This is a genomic window from Snuella sedimenti (genome assembly GCF_016428595.1).
In the GTDB taxonomy this organism is placed as follows: domain Bacteria; phylum Bacteroidota; class Bacteroidia; order Flavobacteriales; family Flavobacteriaceae; genus Snuella; species Snuella sedimenti.
Window position 1 is genome coordinate 1 of sequence record NZ_JAELVQ010000024.1, and the last position, 20,348, is coordinate 20,348.

22 protein-coding genes are annotated in these 20,348 nt (G+C 35.6%); 16 read left to right on the plus strand and 6 right to left on the minus strand.

All coding sequences use genetic code 11. The features are described from left to right. Positions 1–207 precede the first annotated feature (207 nt). The 14 genes from cyoE to tsaB all read left to right on the plus strand — a co-directional run bounded on the left by cyoE (position 208) and on the right by tsaB (position 12,037). Positions 208–1,101 carry a heme o synthase gene (cyoE, locus tag JF259_RS14600; protein WP_199116328.1) on the plus strand — a complete coding sequence of 298 codons (894 nt, stop codon included), beginning with the start codon at positions 208–210 and terminating at the stop codon, positions 1,099–1,101. A 2-nt stretch (positions 1,102–1,103) separates the two neighbouring features. Further along, the gene (locus tag JF259_RS14605; protein ID WP_199116329.1) at positions 1,104–1,685 is read left to right on the plus strand and encodes a cytochrome c oxidase subunit 3; all 582 of its coding nucleotides are present in this window, start codon (positions 1,104–1,106) and stop codon (positions 1,683–1,685) included. A 137-nt stretch (positions 1,686–1,822) separates the two neighbouring features. Next, on the plus strand, positions 1,823–2,803 hold the full coding sequence (locus tag JF259_RS14610; protein ID WP_199116330.1) for a cytochrome c oxidase subunit 3: 981 nt from the start codon (positions 1,823–1,825) through the stop codon (positions 2,801–2,803). 19 nt (positions 2,804–2,822) lie between these two features. Then, positions 2,823–3,203, plus strand: coding sequence for a cytochrome C oxidase subunit IV family protein (locus JF259_RS14615; RefSeq protein WP_199116331.1), 381 nt, complete (start codon positions 2,823–2,825; stop codon positions 3,201–3,203). Positions 3,204–3,308: 105 nt separating this feature from the next. After that, a complete protein-coding gene (locus JF259_RS14620) occupies positions 3,309–4,031 on the plus strand; it encodes a dolichol-phosphate mannosyltransferase subunit 1 (RefSeq protein WP_199116332.1) in 723 nt (240 codons plus the stop codon). Further along, the gene (locus JF259_RS14625; RefSeq protein WP_199116333.1) at positions 4,018–4,761 is read left to right on the plus strand and encodes an SCO family protein; all 744 of its coding nucleotides are present in this window, start codon (positions 4,018–4,020) and stop codon (positions 4,759–4,761) included. Before JF259_RS14620 ends, JF259_RS14625 begins: the two co-directional genes overlap by 14 nt. Next, entirely contained in the window at positions 4,754–5,293 is a 540-nt protein-coding gene (locus tag JF259_RS14630) for a DUF420 domain-containing protein (RefSeq protein WP_199116334.1), read from the plus strand. Before JF259_RS14625 ends, JF259_RS14630 begins: the two co-directional genes overlap by 8 nt. Next, the gene (locus JF259_RS14635) at positions 5,286–5,510 is read left to right on the plus strand and encodes a hypothetical protein (protein ID WP_233164314.1); all 225 of its coding nucleotides are present in this window, start codon (positions 5,286–5,288) and stop codon (positions 5,508–5,510) included. The genes JF259_RS14630 and JF259_RS14635 overlap by 8 nt, the downstream gene beginning before the upstream one ends. 89 nt (positions 5,511–5,599) lie before the next feature. Then, positions 5,600–6,301 (plus strand): ABC transporter ATP-binding protein, encoded by a 702-nt coding sequence (locus JF259_RS14640; protein WP_199116336.1) that lies wholly within the window; start codon positions 5,600–5,602, stop codon positions 6,299–6,301. Then, positions 6,294–7,523, plus strand: a complete 1,230-nt coding sequence (locus JF259_RS14645) for an ABC transporter permease (RefSeq protein WP_199116337.1) — start codon at positions 6,294–6,296, stop codon at positions 7,521–7,523. The genes JF259_RS14640 and JF259_RS14645 overlap by 8 nt, the downstream gene beginning before the upstream one ends. A gap of 2 nt (positions 7,524–7,525) precedes the next feature. Next, a complete protein-coding gene (locus JF259_RS14650) occupies positions 7,526–8,770 on the plus strand; it encodes an ABC transporter permease (protein WP_199116338.1) in 1,245 nt (414 codons plus the stop codon). Between the two features lie 11 nt (positions 8,771–8,781). Next, on the plus strand, positions 8,782–9,909 hold the full coding sequence (locus tag JF259_RS14655; protein WP_199116339.1) for an efflux RND transporter periplasmic adaptor subunit: 1,128 nt from the start codon (positions 8,782–8,784) through the stop codon (positions 9,907–9,909). Positions 9,910–9,928: 19 nt separating this feature from the next. Next, positions 9,929–11,260 (plus strand): TolC family protein, encoded by a 1,332-nt coding sequence (locus tag JF259_RS14660; RefSeq protein WP_199116340.1) that lies wholly within the window; start codon positions 9,929–9,931, stop codon positions 11,258–11,260. 99 nt (positions 11,261–11,359) lie between these two features. Beyond that, entirely contained in the window at positions 11,360–12,037 is a 678-nt protein-coding gene (gene tsaB, locus JF259_RS14665; protein WP_199116341.1) for a tRNA (adenosine(37)-N6)-threonylcarbamoyltransferase complex dimerization subunit type 1 TsaB, read from the plus strand. Here the strand turns inward: tsaB and JF259_RS14670 are convergent. The 3 genes from JF259_RS14670 to JF259_RS14680 form a co-directional block, all read right to left on the minus strand. Further along, positions 12,034–12,855 (minus strand): mechanosensitive ion channel family protein, encoded by an 822-nt coding sequence (locus tag JF259_RS14670; protein ID WP_199116342.1) that lies wholly within the window; start codon positions 12,853–12,855, stop codon positions 12,034–12,036. The genes tsaB and JF259_RS14670 overlap by 4 nt on opposite strands. A 197-nt stretch (positions 12,856–13,052) precedes the next feature. Beyond that, complete coding sequence (locus JF259_RS14675) at positions 13,053–15,089, minus strand: thioredoxin domain-containing protein (protein WP_199116344.1); 2,037 nt, start codon at positions 15,087–15,089, stop codon at positions 13,053–13,055. A 118-nt stretch (positions 15,090–15,207) separates the two neighbouring features. Continuing rightward, the gene (locus tag JF259_RS14680) at positions 15,208–16,113 is read right to left on the minus strand and encodes a NifU family protein (protein ID WP_199116346.1); all 906 of its coding nucleotides are present in this window, start codon (positions 16,111–16,113) and stop codon (positions 15,208–15,210) included. A gap of 174 nt (positions 16,114–16,287) precedes the next feature. Between JF259_RS14680 and JF259_RS14685 the strand changes: the two genes are divergently transcribed. After that, on the plus strand, positions 16,288–17,289 hold the full coding sequence (locus JF259_RS14685; protein WP_199116347.1) for a PorP/SprF family type IX secretion system membrane protein: 1,002 nt from the start codon (positions 16,288–16,290) through the stop codon (positions 17,287–17,289). A gap of 5 nt (positions 17,290–17,294) precedes the next feature. Then, entirely contained in the window at positions 17,295–17,813 is a 519-nt protein-coding gene (locus JF259_RS14690) for a gamma carbonic anhydrase family protein (RefSeq protein WP_199116349.1), read from the plus strand. Positions 17,814–17,841: 28 nt separating this feature from the next. Here the strand turns inward: JF259_RS14690 and murI are convergent, their stop codons facing one another. The 3 genes from murI to JF259_RS14705 all read right to left on the minus strand — a co-directional run bounded on the left by murI (position 17,842) and on the right by JF259_RS14705 (position 20,322). Further along, positions 17,842–18,621 (minus strand): glutamate racemase, encoded by a 780-nt coding sequence (gene murI / locus JF259_RS14695; protein WP_199116351.1) that lies wholly within the window; start codon positions 18,619–18,621, stop codon positions 17,842–17,844. Positions 18,622–18,698: 77 nt separating this feature from the next. Next, positions 18,699–19,205 carry an OmpH family outer membrane protein gene (locus JF259_RS14700; RefSeq protein ID WP_199116353.1) on the minus strand — a complete coding sequence of 169 codons (507 nt, stop codon included), beginning with the start codon at positions 19,203–19,205 and terminating at the stop codon, positions 18,699–18,701. Between the two features lie 31 nt (positions 19,206–19,236). Then, a complete protein-coding gene (locus JF259_RS14705) occupies positions 19,237–20,322 on the minus strand; it encodes an OmpH family outer membrane protein (protein ID WP_317192094.1) in 1,086 nt (361 codons plus the stop codon). Positions 20,323–20,348: the final 26 nt, after the last annotated feature.

Sequence of the window (20,348 nt, forward strand, 5' to 3'; positions counted from 1 at the left end):
CATTAGATAAATAGGTCGAATTATTATTCTAATATACTGAAAATCAATGCTTTAACCTAATATTCAAGCGATTAATTTGCTGATAGTCAATGAATTATATTTTTGTCATGTACTAAAAAATAATTAATATTAGCTTACAATTGCTCAAATTGCTTTTATAAAGTATATTTGCACTCGCTAAACGAAAGCGCTTAAGAAACTATAACATTGGGGTATTCAAAATCTTCATTAGCAACACATTCTGTGATTTCAGATTTTAAGGAAATAACTAAAATGCGATTGGCATTAAGTGTGGTTTTTTCTTCGCTTGCCGGTTATATGTTAGGTGTCGATGTAGTCGATTTAAAGACTTTGGTGTTATTGGCTTTTGGAGGATACTTTATGGTTGGTGCTTCTAATGCATACAATCAGATTATAGAAAAAGACCTGGACGCTTTAATGGAGCGTACTAAAAATAGGCCTATCCCTTCTGGACGTATGACGGTTACTACAGCATTTATAATTGCATCTGTGTTTACGCTTCTTGGAATTATTATATTGTACAGTATCAACAAGCAAACGGCTATGTTCGGTGCAATTTCAATTTTTTTATATACCTGTGTCTATACACCTTTAAAAACAAAAACACCTCTGGCTGTTTTTGTTGGAGCCATTCCGGGAGCTATTCCATTTATGTTAGGATGGGTTGCAGCTACCGACGATTTTGGTATTGAGCCAGGAACTTTGTTTGCTTTACAGTTTTTTTGGCAGTTCCCACATTTTTGGGCCATAGGTTGGTTTTTGTTCGAGGATTATAAAAAAGGCGGATTTTACATGTTGCCAACAGGTAAACAAGATAAAGGTACGGCAGTACAGACTATTATGTATACTATATGGACTTTATTGGTTTCTATAATCCCAGTTTTCGGATTTACAGGAACTTTGAGTTTATCCATAGTAGCAACTTGCGTTGTATTTGTTTTGGGACTGGGGATGTTGTATTATGCCATCAAGTTGTTTAAAAAAATGACAGAATTAGCAGCTAAGCAATTAATGTTAGCTAGTGTGTCGTATATTACATTGGTACAAATAGTTTACGTTGTCGATAAATTTATAAGATAAGAATGGATTTAACAGAAGGTACTTTTGAAGAAAAGCAAGGGCGCGCAAAAAAAATGATGCTTTGGTTTGGTATTATTTCACTAATCATGTCCTTTGCAGGGTGGACAAGTGCATTTGTGGTAAGCAGTTCACGTCCCGATTGGTTAAAGGATTTTCAGTTGCCAAATGCTTTTGTAATTAGTACAATCATTATTTTAATAAGTAGTGTAACGTTTATTTTGGCTAAACGCGCTTTAAAAATAGGTAACAGACAAGAAACTAGCCTTTGGTTGGTAGTTACTTTTGTCTTGGGAATTGTGTTTATTGCATATCAGTTTTTAGGATTTCAGCAAATTATTGATCTAGGATATAATTTTACAGGGCCAACAAGTAATGTAACCATGTCTTACATTTATTTAATAGCTGTAGTGCACATCCTGCATGTTGTCGTTGGGTTAATTTGCTTGCTGGTAGTAATTTTTAATCATTTTAAACATAAATATAATGCAGCAAGAATGCTAGGTGTAGAGCTGGCAGCAACCTTTTGGCACTTTATAGATGCGCTTTGGGTTTACCTCTTTTTGTTTTTATATTTTATAAGATAATTTAACGCTTTTTATACCTATTGAATAACATCTCACAAATGGCTTTATTTAGAGTCTTTAAAATTTAGTAAGGGATGTTTCATTAGATGAATAAATTGATTATTTTTGTGCAACTTTTTAAAAAATAACCATTACATATGAGTACTACAGTTGTGAATACTGGAACAGAAGGTAAAACCTGGGGAGGGGCGAATCAGCCTTTAAAGGCAAGTTATGGTAAAATGATGATGTGGTTTTTCATCGTTTCAGATGCATTGACATTCTCTGGCTTTTTAGCTGCCTACGGATTTTCGAGATTTAAATTTATTGATTCATGGCCAATAGCCGATGAGGTGTTTACGCACGTGCCGTTCTTGCACGGCCAAGAATTACCAATGATATATGTGGCATTCATGACGTTTGTATTGATTATGTCATCTGTTACTATGGTACTTGCTGTAGATGCAGGGCATCATCTAAATAAAGCCAAAGTAACACTTTATATGTTCTTAACTATTATAGGAGGACTTATTTTCGTGGGGTCTCAAGCTTGGGAATGGGCGACCTTTATAAAAGGTGATTATGGTGCTGTTCAGACAAAAGGGGGTAATATTTTACAGTTTGTAGATACCGATGGGCATCGTGTTGCCCTAAGGGATTTTGTAACAGCAGGGCCTAAAGCGCGAACCGAGCATGAGCGTAAAAGTGGTTTGTGGTTTGTAAGTGAAGGGACATTGCCTACATATACAGTAGAAGAGGTTGTAGCAGGTTTAGAATCGCATGATAATGTTTTAGTAAGAACACAGATTATAAATGAGCATGGAGAGAAAACAGTGCTTTCCAGAGGCGAGTCCCTAAAAGTTTTAAAAGATAATGGTAAATTGGTCGTAGAAGGTGCTAATCTACAGGTAAATGAGTATGGTTCGCCGTTATTTGCCGATTTCTTTTTCTTTATTACTGGTTTTCACGGCTTTCACGTATTTTCCGGTGTTGTTATTAATATCATTATTTTCTTTAATGTGGTATTAGGAACTTACGAAAGACGTAAAAGCTACGAAATGGTAGAAAAAGTTGGTTTGTACTGGCACTTTGTAGATTTAGTTTGGGTATTTGTATTTACATTCTTCTATCTAGTTTAATTTTTAAAAATAATTTAAAATGGCACACGCACATAAGTTAGAAATACTAAGAGGTTTAATTAAATTTAAATCGAATACTCAAAAAATCTGGGGCGTTTTAATTTTACTTACAATCGTTACTGCTGTCGAGGTTGGTTTGGGTATTGTAAAACCAGAATGGTCAATGATCAAAGTTTTAGGGATGAAACTTTTAAATTGGATTTTCATTATTTTAACCGTAGTTAAGGCTTATTATATTACTTGGGATTTTATGCACATGCGCGATGAAACTAAAGGGTTAAGACGCGCAGTTGTATGGACATCCATATTTTTAATTTTATATTTAATCTTTATCTTATTGCAAGAAGGCGGTTATGTTTTCAATGTCTATAGCGATGGATTTGTAAAAAGAGATTTTTAAATAACACACTAAAGTAGTGTTAAAAAGATAGATTTAAGGTGGTTTTAATAACCACCTTTTTTATTTTTGCAAGGTGTTACAAATACAATAAATACATTTGTTTTAATGGATTACAAAAAGGCAGGTCGGTATGTGGTTTTGGGAATTTTGTTTTTTCTCCCTGTCACTTTTTTATTGTTCTTATATCCAGCGACCCACAATTATACTCCTTTGGATATTGTTAACGAAGCGGTAGGCGATCTACAGCCATTTTCTTCAGATTTAGAAAGTGATGTGCTTCTTAAAGATCATATTACGGTATTAGGATTTTTTGGTAGCCAACCAATGACTAGGGTTATTACAGCTTCAAACCTAAAAGAACTGGTTTATGATAAGTTTAAAGGGTTTAAACGTTTTCAAGTGGTCATTGTAATGCCAGATGGGACACAGGAAGCTGTTAGTGAATTAAAACAGGAGATTGCTTCGTATGAAGATATAAGGTTTTGGCATTTTGTGTTTGGTAGCCCACAAGATATTCGTCAATTATTCAATAGTTTGAAGGCGCATATGCAACTTGATGCAGAGCTTGGCACAGACGCTGTATTCATAATAGATAAAGATTTAAACCAGAGAGGGCGGCTTGATGATAGAAATGATAACGAGTTGGCAAAAAATAAACTTGTTTATGGAATGTATGCTTACAACTGTATTGAAGTAGCAGAAATCAAGAATAAGATGAGTGAAGACATGCGCATTTTATTTACAGAATATAGACAAAAACGTAAAGGAAATTTTGATTCTTCTACGAGAAGAGCCGATGATTTAAATAAAAACAATGAAGAAAACTAACTATTCGTATATAGGAATTGCCTTTGTTATTTTAGTATTTGGGATACTTTTTATCCCGAAAATTATTGATAGAATTACTAACAACGATGTTACAAGAAATGAGAGTAGAAGTAATTTTAAAGATGACAAAAAAGCGGCAGCGGCAGATTTGGCATTTATCGAAATTAATGGAAAACGAAAAAAAGTTCCGTCTTTTTCCTTTGTAAACCAAGACGGTAAGCTTGTTAGTAATAAAGATTATGAAGGCAAAGTGTATGTAATCGAATTTTTCTTTACAACATGCCCAACTATTTGTCCTAAGATGAATGCCAACCTTGTTCAAATTCAAAATGAATTTAAGACGTTCAGAGATTTTGGTGTGGCTTCCTTTACTATCAACCCAGATCACGATACACAAGCCGTTCTCAAGGCTTATGCAGAACAATATAATATATCCAATCCCAATTGGCATTTAATGACAGGAGATAAGGATGCCATATACAAGTTAGCAAATGAAGGCTTTAACTTGTATGCCGCCGAAGAAGAAACTGCTGCTGGCGGATTTGAGCACTCTGGAAATTTTGCCCTTATAGATAAGAATGGATACATCCGGTCGCGAAAAGACAATTTTGGTAATCCCATAATTTATTATAGAGGCGTCATTTCCGAAGAAGAGCAGGTAGATGATGAAGGTGTAGAGGAGGAAATTAGTAAACTAAAAGAGGATATAAAAAAATTACTTGATGAATAATAGCATTCAGAATATTAAAGACGAAAAGAAATATAACAAGTGGATTGTTGTATTGTCGGTCCTCATCCCTTTAGTGGTTGCAATCTTGTTTGGGGTTAAAATACCAAATGTAGAGCCTTTAACATTTTTGCCACCTATTTATGCATCGATAAATGCGCTAACAGCAACCGTGTTGATTTTAGCATTTATTGCCATTCGAAATAAAAAAATCATACTGCACAAGCGGTTAATGACCTCTGCAATTATGCTTTCTGTGTGTTTCTTGGTAATGTATGTTGCTTATCATATGACCAGTGATTCTACAAAGTATGGAGGCGAAGGGCTCATTAAATATATTTATTATTTTGTGTTGTTAACGCATATTCTGTTATCAATTGTTGTTATTCCTTTTGTGTTAATAACCTATGTTCGAGCCATCACAAATAATATTGAAAAGCATAAAAAAATTGCAAAGATTACATTTCCGTTATGGTTGTATGTTGCAATTACAGGTGTTGTTGTTTATATTATGATTTCGCCATATTATGTTTAAGTTTAAAACGGTCATACTATTGTTTTTGCTATTAATGTTAGCTTTACCCGTTGATGCGCAATGTGCCATGTGTCGTGCTGTTTTAGAAAGCGAACAAGGACAGGGTACAGCAGAGGGGATCAATGATGGGATTGTATACTTAATGGCCATTCCATATATTCTAATTGGAGGAGTTGGGTATTTGATTTATAGGAAATTCAATACGTTAAAAAAGTAATAAAAAGTTTTCGGAACAATTTTTGTAACATTTCTTTGTTTTATCAGTCTAATCGTTAAGTCTTAAGACTTACATAAATCAATCAAAAAATGTTAGAAATTCATCAATTGCACAAATCGTATCCCATTGGCGATTCCAGTTTACATGTTTTAAAAGGTATTGATCTTACGGTCGAATCAGGAGAAATGGTAGCGATTATGGGGTCTTCCGGTTCTGGAAAATCAACTTTACTTAATATTATTGGGATGTTGGACGAAGCCGATTCTGGCGAATACATCTTGGACGGATTACCAATTAAAGACCTTACAGAGAAAAAAGCAGCAGTATACAGAAATAAATTTTTGGGGTTCATTTTTCAGTCGTTTAATCTTATAAACTATAAAAATGCCCTAGAGAATGTTGCACTTCCCTTGTATTATCAAGGAATGAAGCGTAAGGAACGTCAAGAATTGGCCATGTTTCATCTTGAAAAAGTAGGTTTGGCCGATTGGGCACAACACTTACCAAAAGAGCTCTCGGGTGGGCAAAATCAACGTGTAGCTATAGCAAGGGCCTTGGCAGCTAATCCTAAGCTTTTATTGGCAGATGAGCCTACAGGTGCTTTAGATACCAAAACGTCTTATGAAATCATGGAGTTTATCCAACAATTAAACGACGAAGGAAAAACGATTTTAATGGTAACGCACGAAGAGGATATCGCCAATATGTGTAAGCGAATTGTTAGGTTGCGAGACGGCGTTATTATGGAAGATAAAAAAGTTCAGCAAGAAAGAGTCTCAGCATATGTTTGATCTGGATCTTTGGCGGGAGATTTTTCAAAGTATAAATAAGAATAGAACCAGAAGCTTATTGTCGGGTTTTACAGTGGCATTTGCCATACTGTTATTTGCTATTCTGTTCGGTATTGCCAATGGTTTAAAAAATACTTTTAAAGAAGCCTTTGGAGATGATGCCACCAATTCCATATTTATTAATTCAGGAAGAACAACCAAAGCTAGCAAAGGACTTCAAGCTGGTAGACGCATTCAATTCAAAAATGAAGATTACGATTATATAAAAGAAACTTATAACAATAAGGTAGAATTTATTACCGGACGTGTGTATAAGAATATAAATGCATCCTTTAGAAATGAACAGAACAATTATAGTGTAAGGGCAGTACACCCAGATCATCAGTTCTTGGAAAAAACTAAAATAAAAGAAGGCCGTTACATCAATCAAAATGATTTAAACAATGCTACCAAAGTAGTTGTTATTGGTCGTTTAGTAGAAGAGGACTTGTTTTTAAGAACAAGTGCTTTGGGTAAATATATCAATCTTAGTGGTATTCCTTATAAGGTAGTTGGGGTGTTTACAGATGATGGGGGCGATAATGAAGAGCGGCTTATTTATATGCCCATTACTACGGCACAACAAGTCTATGGTAACAACGATTATATAGACCAAATTAACTTAACCTATAACCCAGAATTGAATTACGACCAAGCTTTAGCCTTTAGTAGTTCATTAGTAAGGAAACTAAAAGAACGGTTTTTGGTAGCATCAAGTGACCAAAGGGCTATTCGGGTCCGTAATTTGGCAGCCGATTCAAAAAAAGTAAACCAGTTTAATTTAGCTTTAACAAGTATTATTCTAATTATTGGCTTTGGTACTTTAATAGCAGGTATTGTTGGTATTAGTAATATCATGATTTTTATAGTTAAAGAACGTACCAAGGAAATAGGTATACGTAAAGCATTGGGAGCATCGCCAAGATCAATCGTTTCCATCATTTTAATTGAGTCCATTCTTATTACAGCCATAGCGGGTTACGTAGGATTATTGATTGGAATGGGCGTTTTGGAAGTTGTAGGGCCTAAATTAGAAGCCTATTTTATAAAAGATCCGGCCGTTAGTACCAGTTTGGTAATTAGTGCTACCATAACATTAATAATTGCAGGAGGTATTGCAGGGTACTTCCCAGCGAAGAGAGCTTCAAAAATTAAACCCATAGTAGCTTTAAGAGACGATTGATTATGTTTAGATTTTTATTCGATAGAGATACTTGGCAAGAGGTTTACGATAGTTTTAGCAAAAACAAACTACGGTCTGTCTTAACTATGGTAGGTGTTTGGTGGGGTATTTTATTATTGATCGGACTTTTGGGATCGGCCAGAGGCGTAGAGAATTCCTTTAATCGTTTGTTTGGAAGTTTTGCTACCAATAGTGTTTTTATTTGGGGACAGAATACTAGCAAACCGTTTAAGGGCTTTCAGGAAGGAAAAAGGGTTAGGTTATCACTGTCGGATGCAAAGAAAGTAGAAGATAATATCGATGGTATTGAGTTTGTCGTTCCAAGAAATCGAAACCAAGCCACCGTTGTTAGAAACTTTCTTTCGGGGAGTTTTGCTATTAATGGCGATTACCCTCTATTGGATAAAGTACAAAAGAAAAAATTAATATATGGGCGGTTTATAAACCAAAACGATATTGATGACAATAAAAAAGTAGCCGTAATTTCTGAAGAGGTATATAAACAACTGTTTGAAAAGGATAAAAACCCTATAGGCGAATATATAGAGGTTAACCAAATTAGTTTTAAGGTAATTGGGATGTTCGAAAACGGAAATGGTAATATGGGACCTTCATCAGATATCCATATACCATTTACAACCTTTCAGCAGGTATACAATCAAGGCGATAGTATAGGATGGATGATGATTACTGGGAAACCAGAATATAGTATTGAACAAATCGAAACGGATGCAAAATTGCTACTTAAAAACTTAAATAGAATCCATCCTGAAGACAATCGTGCTTTTGGGAGTTTTAATTTGGGAAAGGAGTTTGCAAAAATTAAAGGTTTTTTAATTGGGATGCAATTTTTAACATGGTTTGTAGGTATTGCAACCCTTATTGCGGGGGTCTTTGCTATAGGCAATATTTTATTGATCACGGTTAAAGAACGTACCAAGGAAATTGGTGTTCGTCGTGCTTTGGGGGCGACACCGTTTGAGATAAAAAGACAAATTGTTTTAGAGGCAGTTTTTATAACGTTGGTAGCAGGCTTATTTGGTATTATAACAGGTGGGTGGATTTTAATTGCGCTCGATCATTTTTTCGGACAAGGAACTGAAGCCGTTATTGTCAATGCCTCCGTTTCCATAGCAATTGTGTTTATAGCCTTAATAATATTAGTGATTTTAGGGACTTTAATCGGGCTCATCCCAGCCTTTAAAGCAACTAGTGTTAAACCCATACAAGCATTAAGAGAAGAATAATAGTTAAAAATATGAATAAAACAGTAAAAATTAGTTTCGTAATTATAGCCATTATACTATTGGCTATTGTATTGAAGTATTTTAAGGATGCCAATACTAAAGATATAGAAGAATACAGTGTTGAAGAACCTTTTTACACGTCTATAAATACAAAGGCTGTGGCCACAGGGAAACTGAATCCAGAAGAAGAAATAGAATTGAAACCGCAAATTTCAGGAATTGTAGACAGGATATTGGTTGAAGAAGGCGATGTGGTTAAAAAAGGAGATTTGATTGCCCAAATTAGGGTTGTTCCCAACGAGCAGAGTCTTGTAAGTGCCAAAAGTAGAATTAGCTCCTCAAAATTGTCATACGAAAACTCCAAAGTACAATATGAAAGAGATAAGACGCTATTTGAAAAGGGAGTTATTTCAAAGCAGGCTTTTGAAAATAGTGAATTGGCCTTTAATCAGGCTAAAGAGGCTTTGACTCAAGCACAAAATGATTATCAAATCATAAAAAGAGGATCCATTTCAGGAGGAAGTTCGGCCAATACAAATATTGTAGCCCAAATACCGGGAACCATATTGGAAATACCAGTACGTGAAGGCGATCAGGTGATCCAGAGCAATAATTTTAATGAAGGGACTACAATTGCTACCATAGCCGATATGAGCATGATGATTTTTGAAGGTAAGGTAGATGAAGCCGAAGTAGGAAAATTGGAAGAGGGCAAACAAATAAAAGTGATACTTGGGGCCATAAATGATAAAGAATTTCCTGCTAAACTAACCTTTGTTGCACCTAAGGGAATTGAAGAAAATGGAGCGGTGCAATTTACTATTAAAGCAGATGTTGTTATTGATTCTACTACAAACATAAGGGCAGGCTATAGTGCTAATGCCGAGATTGATATAGAGAGTAAAGACAGTATTTTGGCAATAAGGGAAGCATTGCTCCAGTACAATAGAATAACAGAAAAGCCTTTTGTGGAAATACAAGAGAAAGAAGGTGCTTATAAGAAGCAAAATGTAACCTTGGGGTTGTCTGATGGGATCAATGTAGAAATAGTAGAAGGCGTGAAATTGGGCGATAAAATAAAAGTGTGGAATAAGGCTTCTAAAGAAGGCGAAGAAGAACGAAGAGGTCGCAGAAACTAATAAATTTAGATTAACTACTATGATGCAATTAAAAAAAAGGATGTTGATAGGTTTGTGCTTTGCAAGCATGGCTGTGTTCTCTCAACAAAAAAAGTGGTCATTACAAGATTGCGTTACCCATGCCTTAGATAATAATATTACCGTAAAGCGAACAGAAAATCAATTATTAATAGACGAGCAAGATGTTGTAGCGGCTAAAGGACAGTTTTTACCATCATTAAGTGCTAGTGCTTCACATAGTGTAAGTTTGGGGCAAACCGAATTATTTACTGGTAGTTTTGTTAATAGAACCAGTCACTCTACAAGTTTTGGTGTTGGGTCTTCGGCAACCGTTTTTAATGGTTTTAGAATAAAAAACTCATATGAATTATCTAAACTCAATTTAGAAACGACAAACCTAGAGCTAAGCAAAATAAAGGATGATATATCCTTAAATGTTGTTGACGCCTATTTAAGGGTTTTGTTTAACAAAGAAAATTTAGAAATAGCCCAAGTACAATATGAATTTAGTCTTAAACAATTGGATCAGGTTAAAGGACTTGTTGATGCAGGCGTACAACCGCGCGCCAATATTTACGATGCCGAAGCTACCTTGAGCAGGGATTCGCAAAATGTTACGGTAGCCGAAAACAATTATAATTTGGCTTTGTTGTCCTTATCGCAATTATTACAAGTTCCATTTGAAGGGTTCAATGTAGAAATGATTGCTGTTGATACGCCATCTGAAGCACTTTTGTATAAAACCGTAACCCCGGTGTTAAACCATGCTTTGAGTAATAGGCAGGAAATAACCTTAGCAGAACGGAATATTGAAAAGGCATCATTAGGTACGGAAATTTCAAAAAGTGGCTATTACCCCTCGGTAAGTTTAAGCTATGGGTTTGGTACAAGTGCATTTTATTCTAATTTAACCGATAATGAATCTGAGTTTTTAAGTCAGTTGAACGATAATAAAGGTCATCGTTTCTCATTGAATTTAAATATTCCCATTTTTTCAAAGTTTCAGAATAAAACGGCTGTAGCAAAAGCTAAAATTCAAGAAAAGAACCGACAGTTAGATTTAGAACAGGCTAAATTAACGGTAGAGTCCAATATTCAACGCGCCTTTACAGATGCCCAGGCTGCATTTAAGGCTTTTGAAGCTGCAAAAAAATCGTTGGCTTCACAAGAATTGGCCTTTAACAACTCGAAAGAACGTTATAACATAGGGAGTATGACTGCTTATGAATTAGAACAAGCTCGAGTCGCTTTAATAAATGCACAATCTTCCCTAATAAATGCTAAGTACGATTTTGTATTTAAAACGAAAGTGCTGGATTTTTATATGGGGAAAACCCTTATTGCGCATTAGTATTTGTGGCTTTCATTGATTTTTAGGAGTGGACAAAGATTAAGCGTGTAAAAGTGCAAACAAAATGATAGTTTTGCAGTCACTAATAAATAAGTTGAAATGAATCCAGTCATACTTAGCATAGAAACAGCAACAACTAATTGTTCGGTGTCCTTGTCAAAGGGAGGGGAAACCCTCGTTTTAAAAGAAGACTACGATACGAGTTATTCGCATGCAGAACGTTTGCATGTTTATATAGATACCGTATTAAAAGAAGCCGAGGTGCCGTTAACGGCTATTGAAGCCGTTGCTATAAGCAAGGGACCAGGATCTTATACAGGGTTGCGTATTGGGGTGTCCGCAGCAAAAGGATTATGCTTTGCATTGGGCAAACCCTTGATTTCTATAGCAACATTGGAAGCATTGGCGCATCAGGTAAAGTGTGATGAAGGTGTCATTGTTCCTATGTTGGATGCAAGACGTATGGAAGTGTATTCTGCTGTTTTTGATGCTAACCACAATCAAATCAGGGCTACCGAAGCCCAGGTATTAGATGAATCTGCTTTTAGCAGTTATTTAGAAAAAGGTAAAGTTTATTTTATTGGAAATGGCGTAGAGAAAACAAAGACTTTGATATCGCACCCCAATGCTGTATTTGTTGAAAATAAATTGCCGTCGGCGAATGAAATGGGGCTATTGGCTTTTAATAAATATAAAATAAGCGACACCGAAGATGTCGCCTATTTTGAACCTTATTATTTAAAAGATTTTGTAGCAATGAAGCCTAAGAAAAATTAGCCCTGTTTTTGTATTTCTACTTGATGCGGATAAGGAATTTCAATGCCTGCGGCGTCAAGTGCTTCTTTCGTATTTTCTGTAATTCCAAAATAAACCGCCCAATAGTCTTCGGCATTACACCAAGGTCTTACCGCAAAGTTGATAGAGCTATCGGCTAATTCCAATACATTTACAGTAGGCTCGGGAGTTTGTAATACTTTTGGATGGTCTTTTAGAACTTGCATCAGTACTTCTTTCGTTTTTTTTATGTTTGAGTCGTAACCAACACCAAAAACCAAATCGACACGACGTGTACCTTCGGTTGTGTAATTGATAATATTTCCGTTAGATAAGGCACCATTTGGAATAATAATCTCTTTGTTGGAAAGCCCAGTTAGCTTGGTCGTAAATATTTCAATTTCTTTAACAACTCCTATTTCACCTTGAGCTTCGATGAGATCACCAATTTTAAAAGGTTTAAAGATCATAATCAACACACCGCCGGCAAAATTACCCAAAGAGCCTTGTAAAGCCATGCCAACTGCCAGACCTGCAGCGGCTAAAATGGCAGCAAAAGATGTGGTAGGGACACCCAGAGTACCTAAAAGAGTAATGATGAGTAAGATTTTTAAGCCCCAGCTTGTAAGGTTAAGGAGAAACCTTTGAAGGCTTTCATCGTAGTTGCTCTTATGCATTACTTTTTTGGTGGCTTTAAGGATTTTTTTAATAATCCAGGAACCAATGATCCAAACGGCAATAGTGCCTATAACCTTTAATCCGTATTCGGTTGCAAATTCAATTAGGATGGTTGTCCATTTTTTTAATTCTGTTATTTCCATAGTGTCTATTTGATAATGTATTGTTTAAAAATAAGAATTGTTACTATGAAGTTTAAACCACTTCAATGCGTTATTTAAAGTTATAAGTGAAAAATAGTCAAATTTCTTTTTTGAACCAATATTAAGTACGACCCAATAATATAGGAAATAGTCACTTAAAATGATTAATGTTTGTACTTCGTAAAAGAAAATAATGTTTACTCTTTTAGCAGTTTTATGGCTCGATCTACTTCTTGTACAGGGATTTTACATGCCTTATTTACGCAAACATAAATTAAGGTTGCTTGCGGATTGTATCGGTTTGCTAACAACGGTAAGTTGTTTTCTTTAAGGCTCCCCGCTATTAACTTGTTGGGGACATAATTATTGTTAAGCTCAGCAATTTTTTGCTTTGCATCCTTTCCTACAATGGCAACCTCATAATAAGGTGCTGCGTAGTTTAGCATTAAATCAAGCCAATTGGAGTACCCCGAAGGGTATTCTTGCATTTCGGGTTTAACATTGTTGAGCATGGTCATAGCAGTCTTACTAAAATGTTCATTGTCGAAATAATGCGCTAATTTAAATAGGTTTTTGGCCATTACGGAATTACTTGCCGGAATAACATTATCGCGGTATTCTATGCTTCTGGAAACTAAAGAAGCATCACTGTTCGAGGTAAAAAAGAACATTTTGCTATTATCGTCATAAAAATGATCGAAGGCATAGTTAGCCAAGTCTCGTGCTGTAGTTAACCAGGTTTCGTTTAAGGTGTTTTCGTATAGCGCAATAAAGGCATCAATTGTTGTAGCATAATCTTCAAGATAGCCATTAATGGTACTTTTACCGTCTTTATAATTATGGTTTAAGCCGCCGTCTTCACGTAATTGATTATTAATTATAAAGTTTGCGTTTTTTTCAGCAGCTTGTAAATAGTCGGATGTTTTAAAAACGCGGTAGGCATCTACATAACCTTTAAGCATAATGGCATTCCAAGAGGTCAATGTTTTGTCGTCCAATCTGGGACGCTCTCTTTTATTGCGTTCTTTAGAAAGAATGGTTTTCCATGTATTAACTTTTTCTCTTAAGGTTTCAATTGTAGTATTATGCTTTTGGGCTAGGGAAACATCATCATCTTTTCTAATAAGTACGTAGTTTTCGTGCTCCCAAAGACCATATGGGTTAATGTTGTAATAGTCTGAGAACATATCGAAATCGTCTTTGAGAAGTGTTTTCAGTTCTTCTTTTTGCCAAACATAAAAAGCACCTTCTTCCAGTTCACCCTCAGCATTATGACTATCGGCATCCAATGAAGAGTAAAAAGCCCCATTTTTGGTAGTCATCTCTTGCTTTATATAGTCTAAAGTTTGAGTCACAACATCCTTGTAGAGTTCATTTTTAGTTGTAAGATAAGCATCGGCATATAAGCTTACTAACTGACCGTTGTCGTAAAGCATTTTTTCAAAATGGGGTACATGCCAAATAGCATCAACAGAATATCTTGAAAACCCACCTCCCACATGGTCGAAAACACCACCGTAAGCCATTTTTGTTAGGGTAGTATTTACATAATCCTGCAAGGCCTTATCATTATTTTGATAGGCATACCGTAATAAGAAATGGTAATTATTAGGCATCATAAACTTAGGCGCTCTATTTAAGCCACCATCGTTATGGTCGAATTGTTTGCTCCAATTGTTTATGGCATCTGCAATAAATTGCGTTTCAAAAACAGGTTCATCGGTATTCAGGGTCACCATATCTAAAGACTTAATACCTTGTTCCAGTTTGTCGGCATACTCATGGAGTTTTTCAGGCTTTTCAAGGTAGAGTTTAGAAATTTGATCCAAGGCGTTAAGCCATTGTTCCTTTTTAAAATAGGTACCTCCCCACACCGGTCTGCCATCAGGTAGTGCAACAACATTTAAGGGCCAACCTCCACTCCCTGTCATAAGTTGTACAGCGTTCATATACACCTGATCAACGTCAGGGCGTTCTTCTCTGTCAACCTTAATATTAACAAAATTCTTATTCATTACCTGGGCCACAAGGCTGTCCTCGAAGCTCTCATGTTCCATAACATGACACCAATGGCAAGCTGCGTATCCTACACTTATTAGCATGAGCTTATTTTCTTGTTTAGCCTTATTTAAGGTGTTTTCGTTCCATGGATGCCAATCTACTGGGTTATGGGCATGCTGTAACAGGTATGGACTGGTTTCATTTATTAAGGCATTGGTGTATTTATATTCCATTTCTTCTGATGTTTGACTTTTGCAATTGAAAAGTGCTGTAAAAAATAATAATATAATATAGGACTGTCTTTGCATGTTTTTGGTGTTTATAAAATGAAATATAAAATTGCTAAAGGGGTTAGCCATTAATAGCTTCTACCATTTCAACTTTTCCAGGTAGCATTTCTTTTAACATGTTTTCAATACCACTTTTTAAGGTGTATGTTGAAGACGGACAACCACTACAGGCCCCTTGTAGCAAAACACTAACATTTTTGCTTTCTGCATCATAGGAAATAAACTGAATATTGCCTCCATCGCTAGCTACTGCAGGTTTTACATATTCTTCAAGGATGTTTATAATTTCTTTAGAGATATCGTCTAAGTTTTCAAATTGGTTGTCCAGTTGTGTAGGTGTTTTTTCTAATGATTCAGCAGCATTAGGTAAAACGACCTCTTTACCATTTTCAATATAGCTTCGTATAAATTCGCGAAGTTCTATGGTAATATCTTGCCATTCGGCCATATCGTATTTGGTAATCGACACATAATTCTCGTCAATAAAAACACGCTTCACAAATGGAAAGTGAAATAGTTCTGTTGCCAGGGGGGATAGTTTGGCATCATCAATGGAAGTAAATTCAAATAAAGAAGTAACAATCCTTTTATTGGCCACAAATTTCATAACAGCAGGATTAGGAGTGCTTTCGGCATATACGGTTACCGGTACTTTCTTTGCTGCATTGGCAGAGGCTTCAATTACAATGCCTCCATCGTTTAAATAGGCTTCAATTTGTTCGGACATTTCATCTTTAACATCCGTCCATTCTACAATATTGTAACGTTCAACAGCAATAAAGTTACTGGAAATGTATACCTTCTTTACAAAAGGTAAGTAGAATAACTGTTGCGCCAAAGGGGATAGCTTTGCTTCATCTATGTTATTGAACTCAAAGCTCTCGTGCTTTGTTATGAATTGATTTAACTCAAATTTTATGATAGCATTATTAGATGTTTCCTGTATGGAAACCTTAAAAGTATTCATTTTTAATTTTTTTGTAAAAATACTAAAAGAAAACTATAGATATCCATATATTTGAGTTTTGTTGTACTTGACAATAACGTTAAAAACACACAATATGTTTTTTAAATTATTGTGTTTAAGTTTTTATGAGTCAGTAATTTACATTTAAAAGGATAAAGTCCTGAACCAAACTATATGAAACTAAAACCTCTTTTTATACTAACAATCCTTTTATTGTTTAGCCATAACGCAAAATCGCAGGAAGGCCTTCCGGTTTACACCGATTATCTTACAGACAATTATTATTTGATTCACCCGTCAATGGCAGGTGTAGCAAACTGTTCTAAAGTTAGGTTAACTGCTCGGCAACAATGGTTTGGGCACGAAGATGCACCTAAGCTTTTAACCTTAAGTATTAATGGTCGGGTAGGTGATTCACAGTCGGCTTTGGGAGGGATAGTGTATGCCGATAAGAATGGCTACCATTCTCAAACAGGGGCTTATGCAACCTATGCGCATCACTTGATGTTTTCGAGAAGTGAATTGGATTTAAATATGCTTTCCTTTGGTTTGAGTGTTGGGTTCATTCAATATAAGTTGGATGAAACAACGTTTCTTGCAGAAGGATTTGATCCCCGGGTTTCTGGGATTGTTTTAAGCGACACCAATTTAAATATTGATTTTGGTTTTTCGTACCATTATTTAGATTTTTATGCCCATGCTACAGTTAAGAATTTGCTTAAGAATTCTGGGATTAATAATGATGTAGAAATTACCAGTAACTTAAGGCGTTATTTAGTATCGGCTGGATACGTGTTTGGTAAATACGGAAGCGAATGGAGTTATGAGCCTTCCTTAATGTTTCAGTACAAAGATGGTACTAAAGAGGCTTCCATCGATATTAATGCGAAAGTGTACAAGAAGATGGATTTTGGCAAAGTTTGGGGAGGCCTGTCTTATCGAAGAAGTTTTGATGGTGCGGAGTACTTGGACGGCTCTGGTGTAAGCAGTCAAAAATTACAATTATTTTCCCCCATGTTGGGCGTTAACATCAATCAGTTTATGTTTGCTTATAATTATACTTACCAATCGAATTCCATTGTATTTAGTAATGGTGGCTTTCACCAACTTACATTAGGGTACAATTTTGATTGTAAACGCGAGCGTTTTGATTGTAACTGTCCTGCGGTAAACTAATAATTATGCCAGTTATTAAAGAGGTAAACGGAAAAAGCCCACAGATCCCAGAGGATTGCTATGTGGCCGAAAATGCTACCATTGTAGGCGATGTGAGTATGGGAAATCAGTGCAGTGTTTGGTTTAATGCTGTAATTCGTGGCGATGTTCATTTTATAAAAATGGGTAATAAAGTAAATGTCCAAGATGGTGCTGTTATTCATGCTACTTACCAAAAATCGCCAACTACCATAGGGAATAATGTTTCCATAGGGCATAATGCTATTGTGCATGGTTGTACAATCCATGATAATGTTTTAATAGGTATGGGGAGTATTGTTATGGACGATTGTGTGATTGAAAGTAACAGTATTATTGCAGCCGGAGCCGTAGTATTACAAAATACCCATGTTGAGGCCGGTAGTATTTATGCCGGGGTTCCAGCAAAAAAAGTAAAAGATATTTCTCCTGAATTGATTTCTGGTGAGATTGACCGTATTGCTAATAATTACATTAAATATTCAGGTTGGTTTAAAGAAGACTAGAATTACTTTAAACGTCCATTATTTTCATTTAAAAGTCTAAGTATTCTGCGGTATGGGTTGCGTTTAAAAGCGAGGTCATTATTGCTGGGTCTCCATTCGTGTAAAAAAGGTTTTCAGGCATAAGCGTTACTATGTTTAATAGACCGTGTTGTTTTAAAATGGCTTTGGTTTGTTTGGCTACGGCTGCTCCAGAATCTATTATTTTAACGTGTTCAGGAAGCATCTCTTTTAGTAAGGGGATCAAGTAGGGGTAATGGGTACACCCTAAAACGAGATGGTCTATATTGGCTTCTATCATAGGTTGTAAGTAGATGTTAAGGAGGTGCCTCATTTCTTTTGAATGCAATGCCCCTTTTTCTATAAGTTCTACAATGCCTTCTCCTACACGTTCAACAACTGTTATATTTGATGCGAATAACCCAGATGTTTTGGAAAAAAGTTCACTACTTAAAGTGCCTTTTGTTGCCAGTATGCCTACGGCATTGGTTTTGGTTTGTAAGGCAGCCGGTTTAATAGCAGGCTCAATACCAATAAAAGGAGTTTTATAAGAGTCCCTAAGTACTTTTATGGCATTGGTAGTAGCGGTGTTGCATGCTACAACAATTAATTTACAGCCTTTGCTAAGTAATAATTCGGTGTTTTTGATGCTTAATTGAACAATGGCATCTTTGCCTTTTGGACCATAAGGAGCATTGGCACTATCAGCTAAATAAATAGTGTTTTCATTAGGTAAGAGTTTATGGATCTCTTGCCATATAGAAGTTCCTCCTACACCCGAATCGAAGATGCCAATAGGTTGTTTGTTCATGGTTTAACAAAAGTAAAAAAGCTACTTGATTAAGTAGCTTTTTAAATTATTTTAATTATGATTTAGAAGGGGTATAGTTAAATACCTAATTCTTTTTTAACATCATCTAACAAATTTTTACCGTCTGCTAGGATTGTTACACCAAGAGAAGAATCCAAGACATACTCATAACCTTGTGCTCTCCCCACTTTTAAGATGGCTTGGCGTGCTTTCTCTGTGATAGGCTTTAATAACTCTTCTTGCTTCTTTTGCATATCTTGCTGCGCATCCATTCTATATTTTTGAATACGTTGCTCTTTTTCTTGTAACTCAAGTGCTCTTTTTTGATTTTCCTCTTCTGTTTTTGTGGCTTGTTCGGCTTCGTATTGTTTAGCAGTGTTTTGGAATTCGGTAATAGAAGCTTGAATATCTGTTTGGTATGTTTTACCTAAAGTTTCTATTTGTGTTTGGGCAGCTTTCATCTCCGGCATTGCCTGAATTAATTCTTGCGTATTTATATGAGCAACTTTACTCTGAGCTTGTGTAAAGCTTACGGTTCCTATACATAATGCAGTTGCTAATAAAATTGTTTTTAATTGTTTCATTTTTAAAATAGTATTAATGTGTTATAAATTATTAATTGTTGTTTATACTGTCTCTTGCTTTTTGTCTGTCTTCTAAAATTTTCTTCCTTCTTTCTTCTAGTTCTTTTTTTCGTGCTTCTCGTTCCTTTAATTTTTCTTGTCTACGTTCTTCTAAGAGTTGTTCTCTAGTTTTTGTTTCTCCGTCGGTTTTCGTGCTTTCAGATGCTTGGGCTTCGGGTTTTTTATCCGCTGTTTCTGTTTCCAATTTGCTTCTGGCATCTAGCTTTGCTTGTCTTGCTTTTTCGCGTTCATCCAATATTTTCTGGCGTCTTTCCTCGGCTTCTTTTTTCTTGGCTTCACGTGCATCTAAAATTTCTTGTCGACGCTTTTCAATGGCACTTTCCCTTGCTTCTTGCTTTTCTTTCAATGCTTTTTCACGTTCCTCCAGCTCTTCGTTTATTTCTGGCACCAATTCTTCTTCTTCAGCAGCTTTGCGTTCCGATTTAGATTGTACTTGTTTACGCTTGGATGCTCTTGTTATGCTCCTTAAAATTTGTTCGCTTAAATCGAACTGTTTTGCCGAATACAACATGACCACATCGGCCGATTTGTCAAAAATGAAATCATATTTCCTACTTGCTGCAATGTCTTGAACAGCTGCAAAAATTTGATCTTGTATGGGTTGCATTAACTGCTTCTTTTGAAGCATTAAATCGCCATTGGGTCCAAATCGTTTTTGCTGATAGTCTAAGATTTCTTTTTCTTCAAAATAAATATCTTCTTCGCGTTCTTCTACAAGTTCTTTTGTTAAAAGCGCCTTTTCATTGCTAAGGTCCTTACGTTTTTGTTCAACTTCAGACAATTTGACTTCAATTTCGTTTTTCCATTTTTGCGCTTTATCATTTAGTTGCTCGGTAGCTTGTTGGTATTCGGAAACGTTTTCAAGAATGTATTCGGTATCTATGTAACCTATCCTAACGCCTCTTTGAGCATGCAAAGAATAGCTTGAAATAAAAAGGGTTATCAGTAAAAAAAGAACGTTATGTTTCATGTGGTTGTACGCATTTGGCTGTTTGGTCACATGTAACTCACATATATTATTTCGTTGGATTTGAAATTTTTTTAATGCACGTTTCATCTGTTAGATATTTTTATTATTTATTG

Coding starts and splice junctions, on each gene's coding strand:
- JF259_RS14620 (WP_199116332.1), top strand. CDS start 3,309: ATGGATTACAAAAAGGCAGGTCGGTATGTGGTTTTGGGAATTTTGTTT.
- murI (WP_199116351.1), bottom strand. CDS start 18,621: ATGAACAAACAACCTATTGGCATCTTCGATTCGGGTGTAGGAGGAACT.
- JF259_RS14655 (WP_199116339.1), top strand. CDS start 8,782: ATGAATAAAACAGTAAAAATTAGTTTCGTAATTATAGCCATTATACTA.
- JF259_RS14625 (WP_199116333.1), top strand. CDS start 4,018: ATGAAGAAAACTAACTATTCGTATATAGGAATTGCCTTTGTTATTTTA.
- JF259_RS14700 (WP_199116353.1), bottom strand. CDS start 19,205: ATGAAACAATTAAAAACAATTTTATTAGCAACTGCATTATGTATAGGA.
- JF259_RS14615 (WP_199116331.1), top strand. CDS start 2,823: ATGGCACACGCACATAAGTTAGAAATACTAAGAGGTTTAATTAAATTT.
- tsaB (WP_199116341.1), top strand. CDS start 11,360: ATGAATCCAGTCATACTTAGCATAGAAACAGCAACAACTAATTGTTCG.
- JF259_RS14645 (WP_199116337.1), top strand. CDS start 6,294: ATGTTTGATCTGGATCTTTGGCGGGAGATTTTTCAAAGTATAAATAAG.
- JF259_RS14660 (WP_199116340.1), top strand. CDS start 9,929: ATGATGCAATTAAAAAAAAGGATGTTGATAGGTTTGTGCTTTGCAAGC.
- JF259_RS14640 (WP_199116336.1), top strand. CDS start 5,600: ATGTTAGAAATTCATCAATTGCACAAATCGTATCCCATTGGCGATTCC.
- JF259_RS14630 (WP_199116334.1), top strand. CDS start 4,754: ATGAATAATAGCATTCAGAATATTAAAGACGAAAAGAAATATAACAAG.
- JF259_RS14605 (WP_199116329.1), top strand. CDS start 1,104: ATGGATTTAACAGAAGGTACTTTTGAAGAAAAGCAAGGGCGCGCAAAA.
- JF259_RS14670 (WP_199116342.1), bottom strand. CDS start 12,855: ATGGAAATAACAGAATTAAAAAAATGGACAACCATCCTAATTGAATTT.
- JF259_RS14635 (WP_233164314.1), top strand. CDS start 5,286: ATGTTTAAGTTTAAAACGGTCATACTATTGTTTTTGCTATTAATGTTA.
- JF259_RS14685 (WP_199116347.1), top strand. CDS start 16,288: ATGAAACTAAAACCTCTTTTTATACTAACAATCCTTTTATTGTTTAGC.
- JF259_RS14610 (WP_199116330.1), top strand. CDS start 1,823: ATGAGTACTACAGTTGTGAATACTGGAACAGAAGGTAAAACCTGGGGA.
- JF259_RS14680 (WP_199116346.1), bottom strand. CDS start 16,113: ATGAATACTTTTAAGGTTTCCATACAGGAAACATCTAATAATGCTATC.
- JF259_RS14705 (WP_317192094.1), bottom strand. CDS start 20,322: ATGAAACGTGCATTAAAAAAATTTCAAATCCAACGAAATAATATATGT.
- JF259_RS14650 (WP_199116338.1), top strand. CDS start 7,526: ATGTTTAGATTTTTATTCGATAGAGATACTTGGCAAGAGGTTTACGAT.
- JF259_RS14690 (WP_199116349.1), top strand. CDS start 17,295: ATGCCAGTTATTAAAGAGGTAAACGGAAAAAGCCCACAGATCCCAGAG.
- JF259_RS14675 (WP_199116344.1), bottom strand. CDS start 15,089: ATGGAATATAAATACACCAATGCCTTAATAAATGAAACCAGTCCATAC.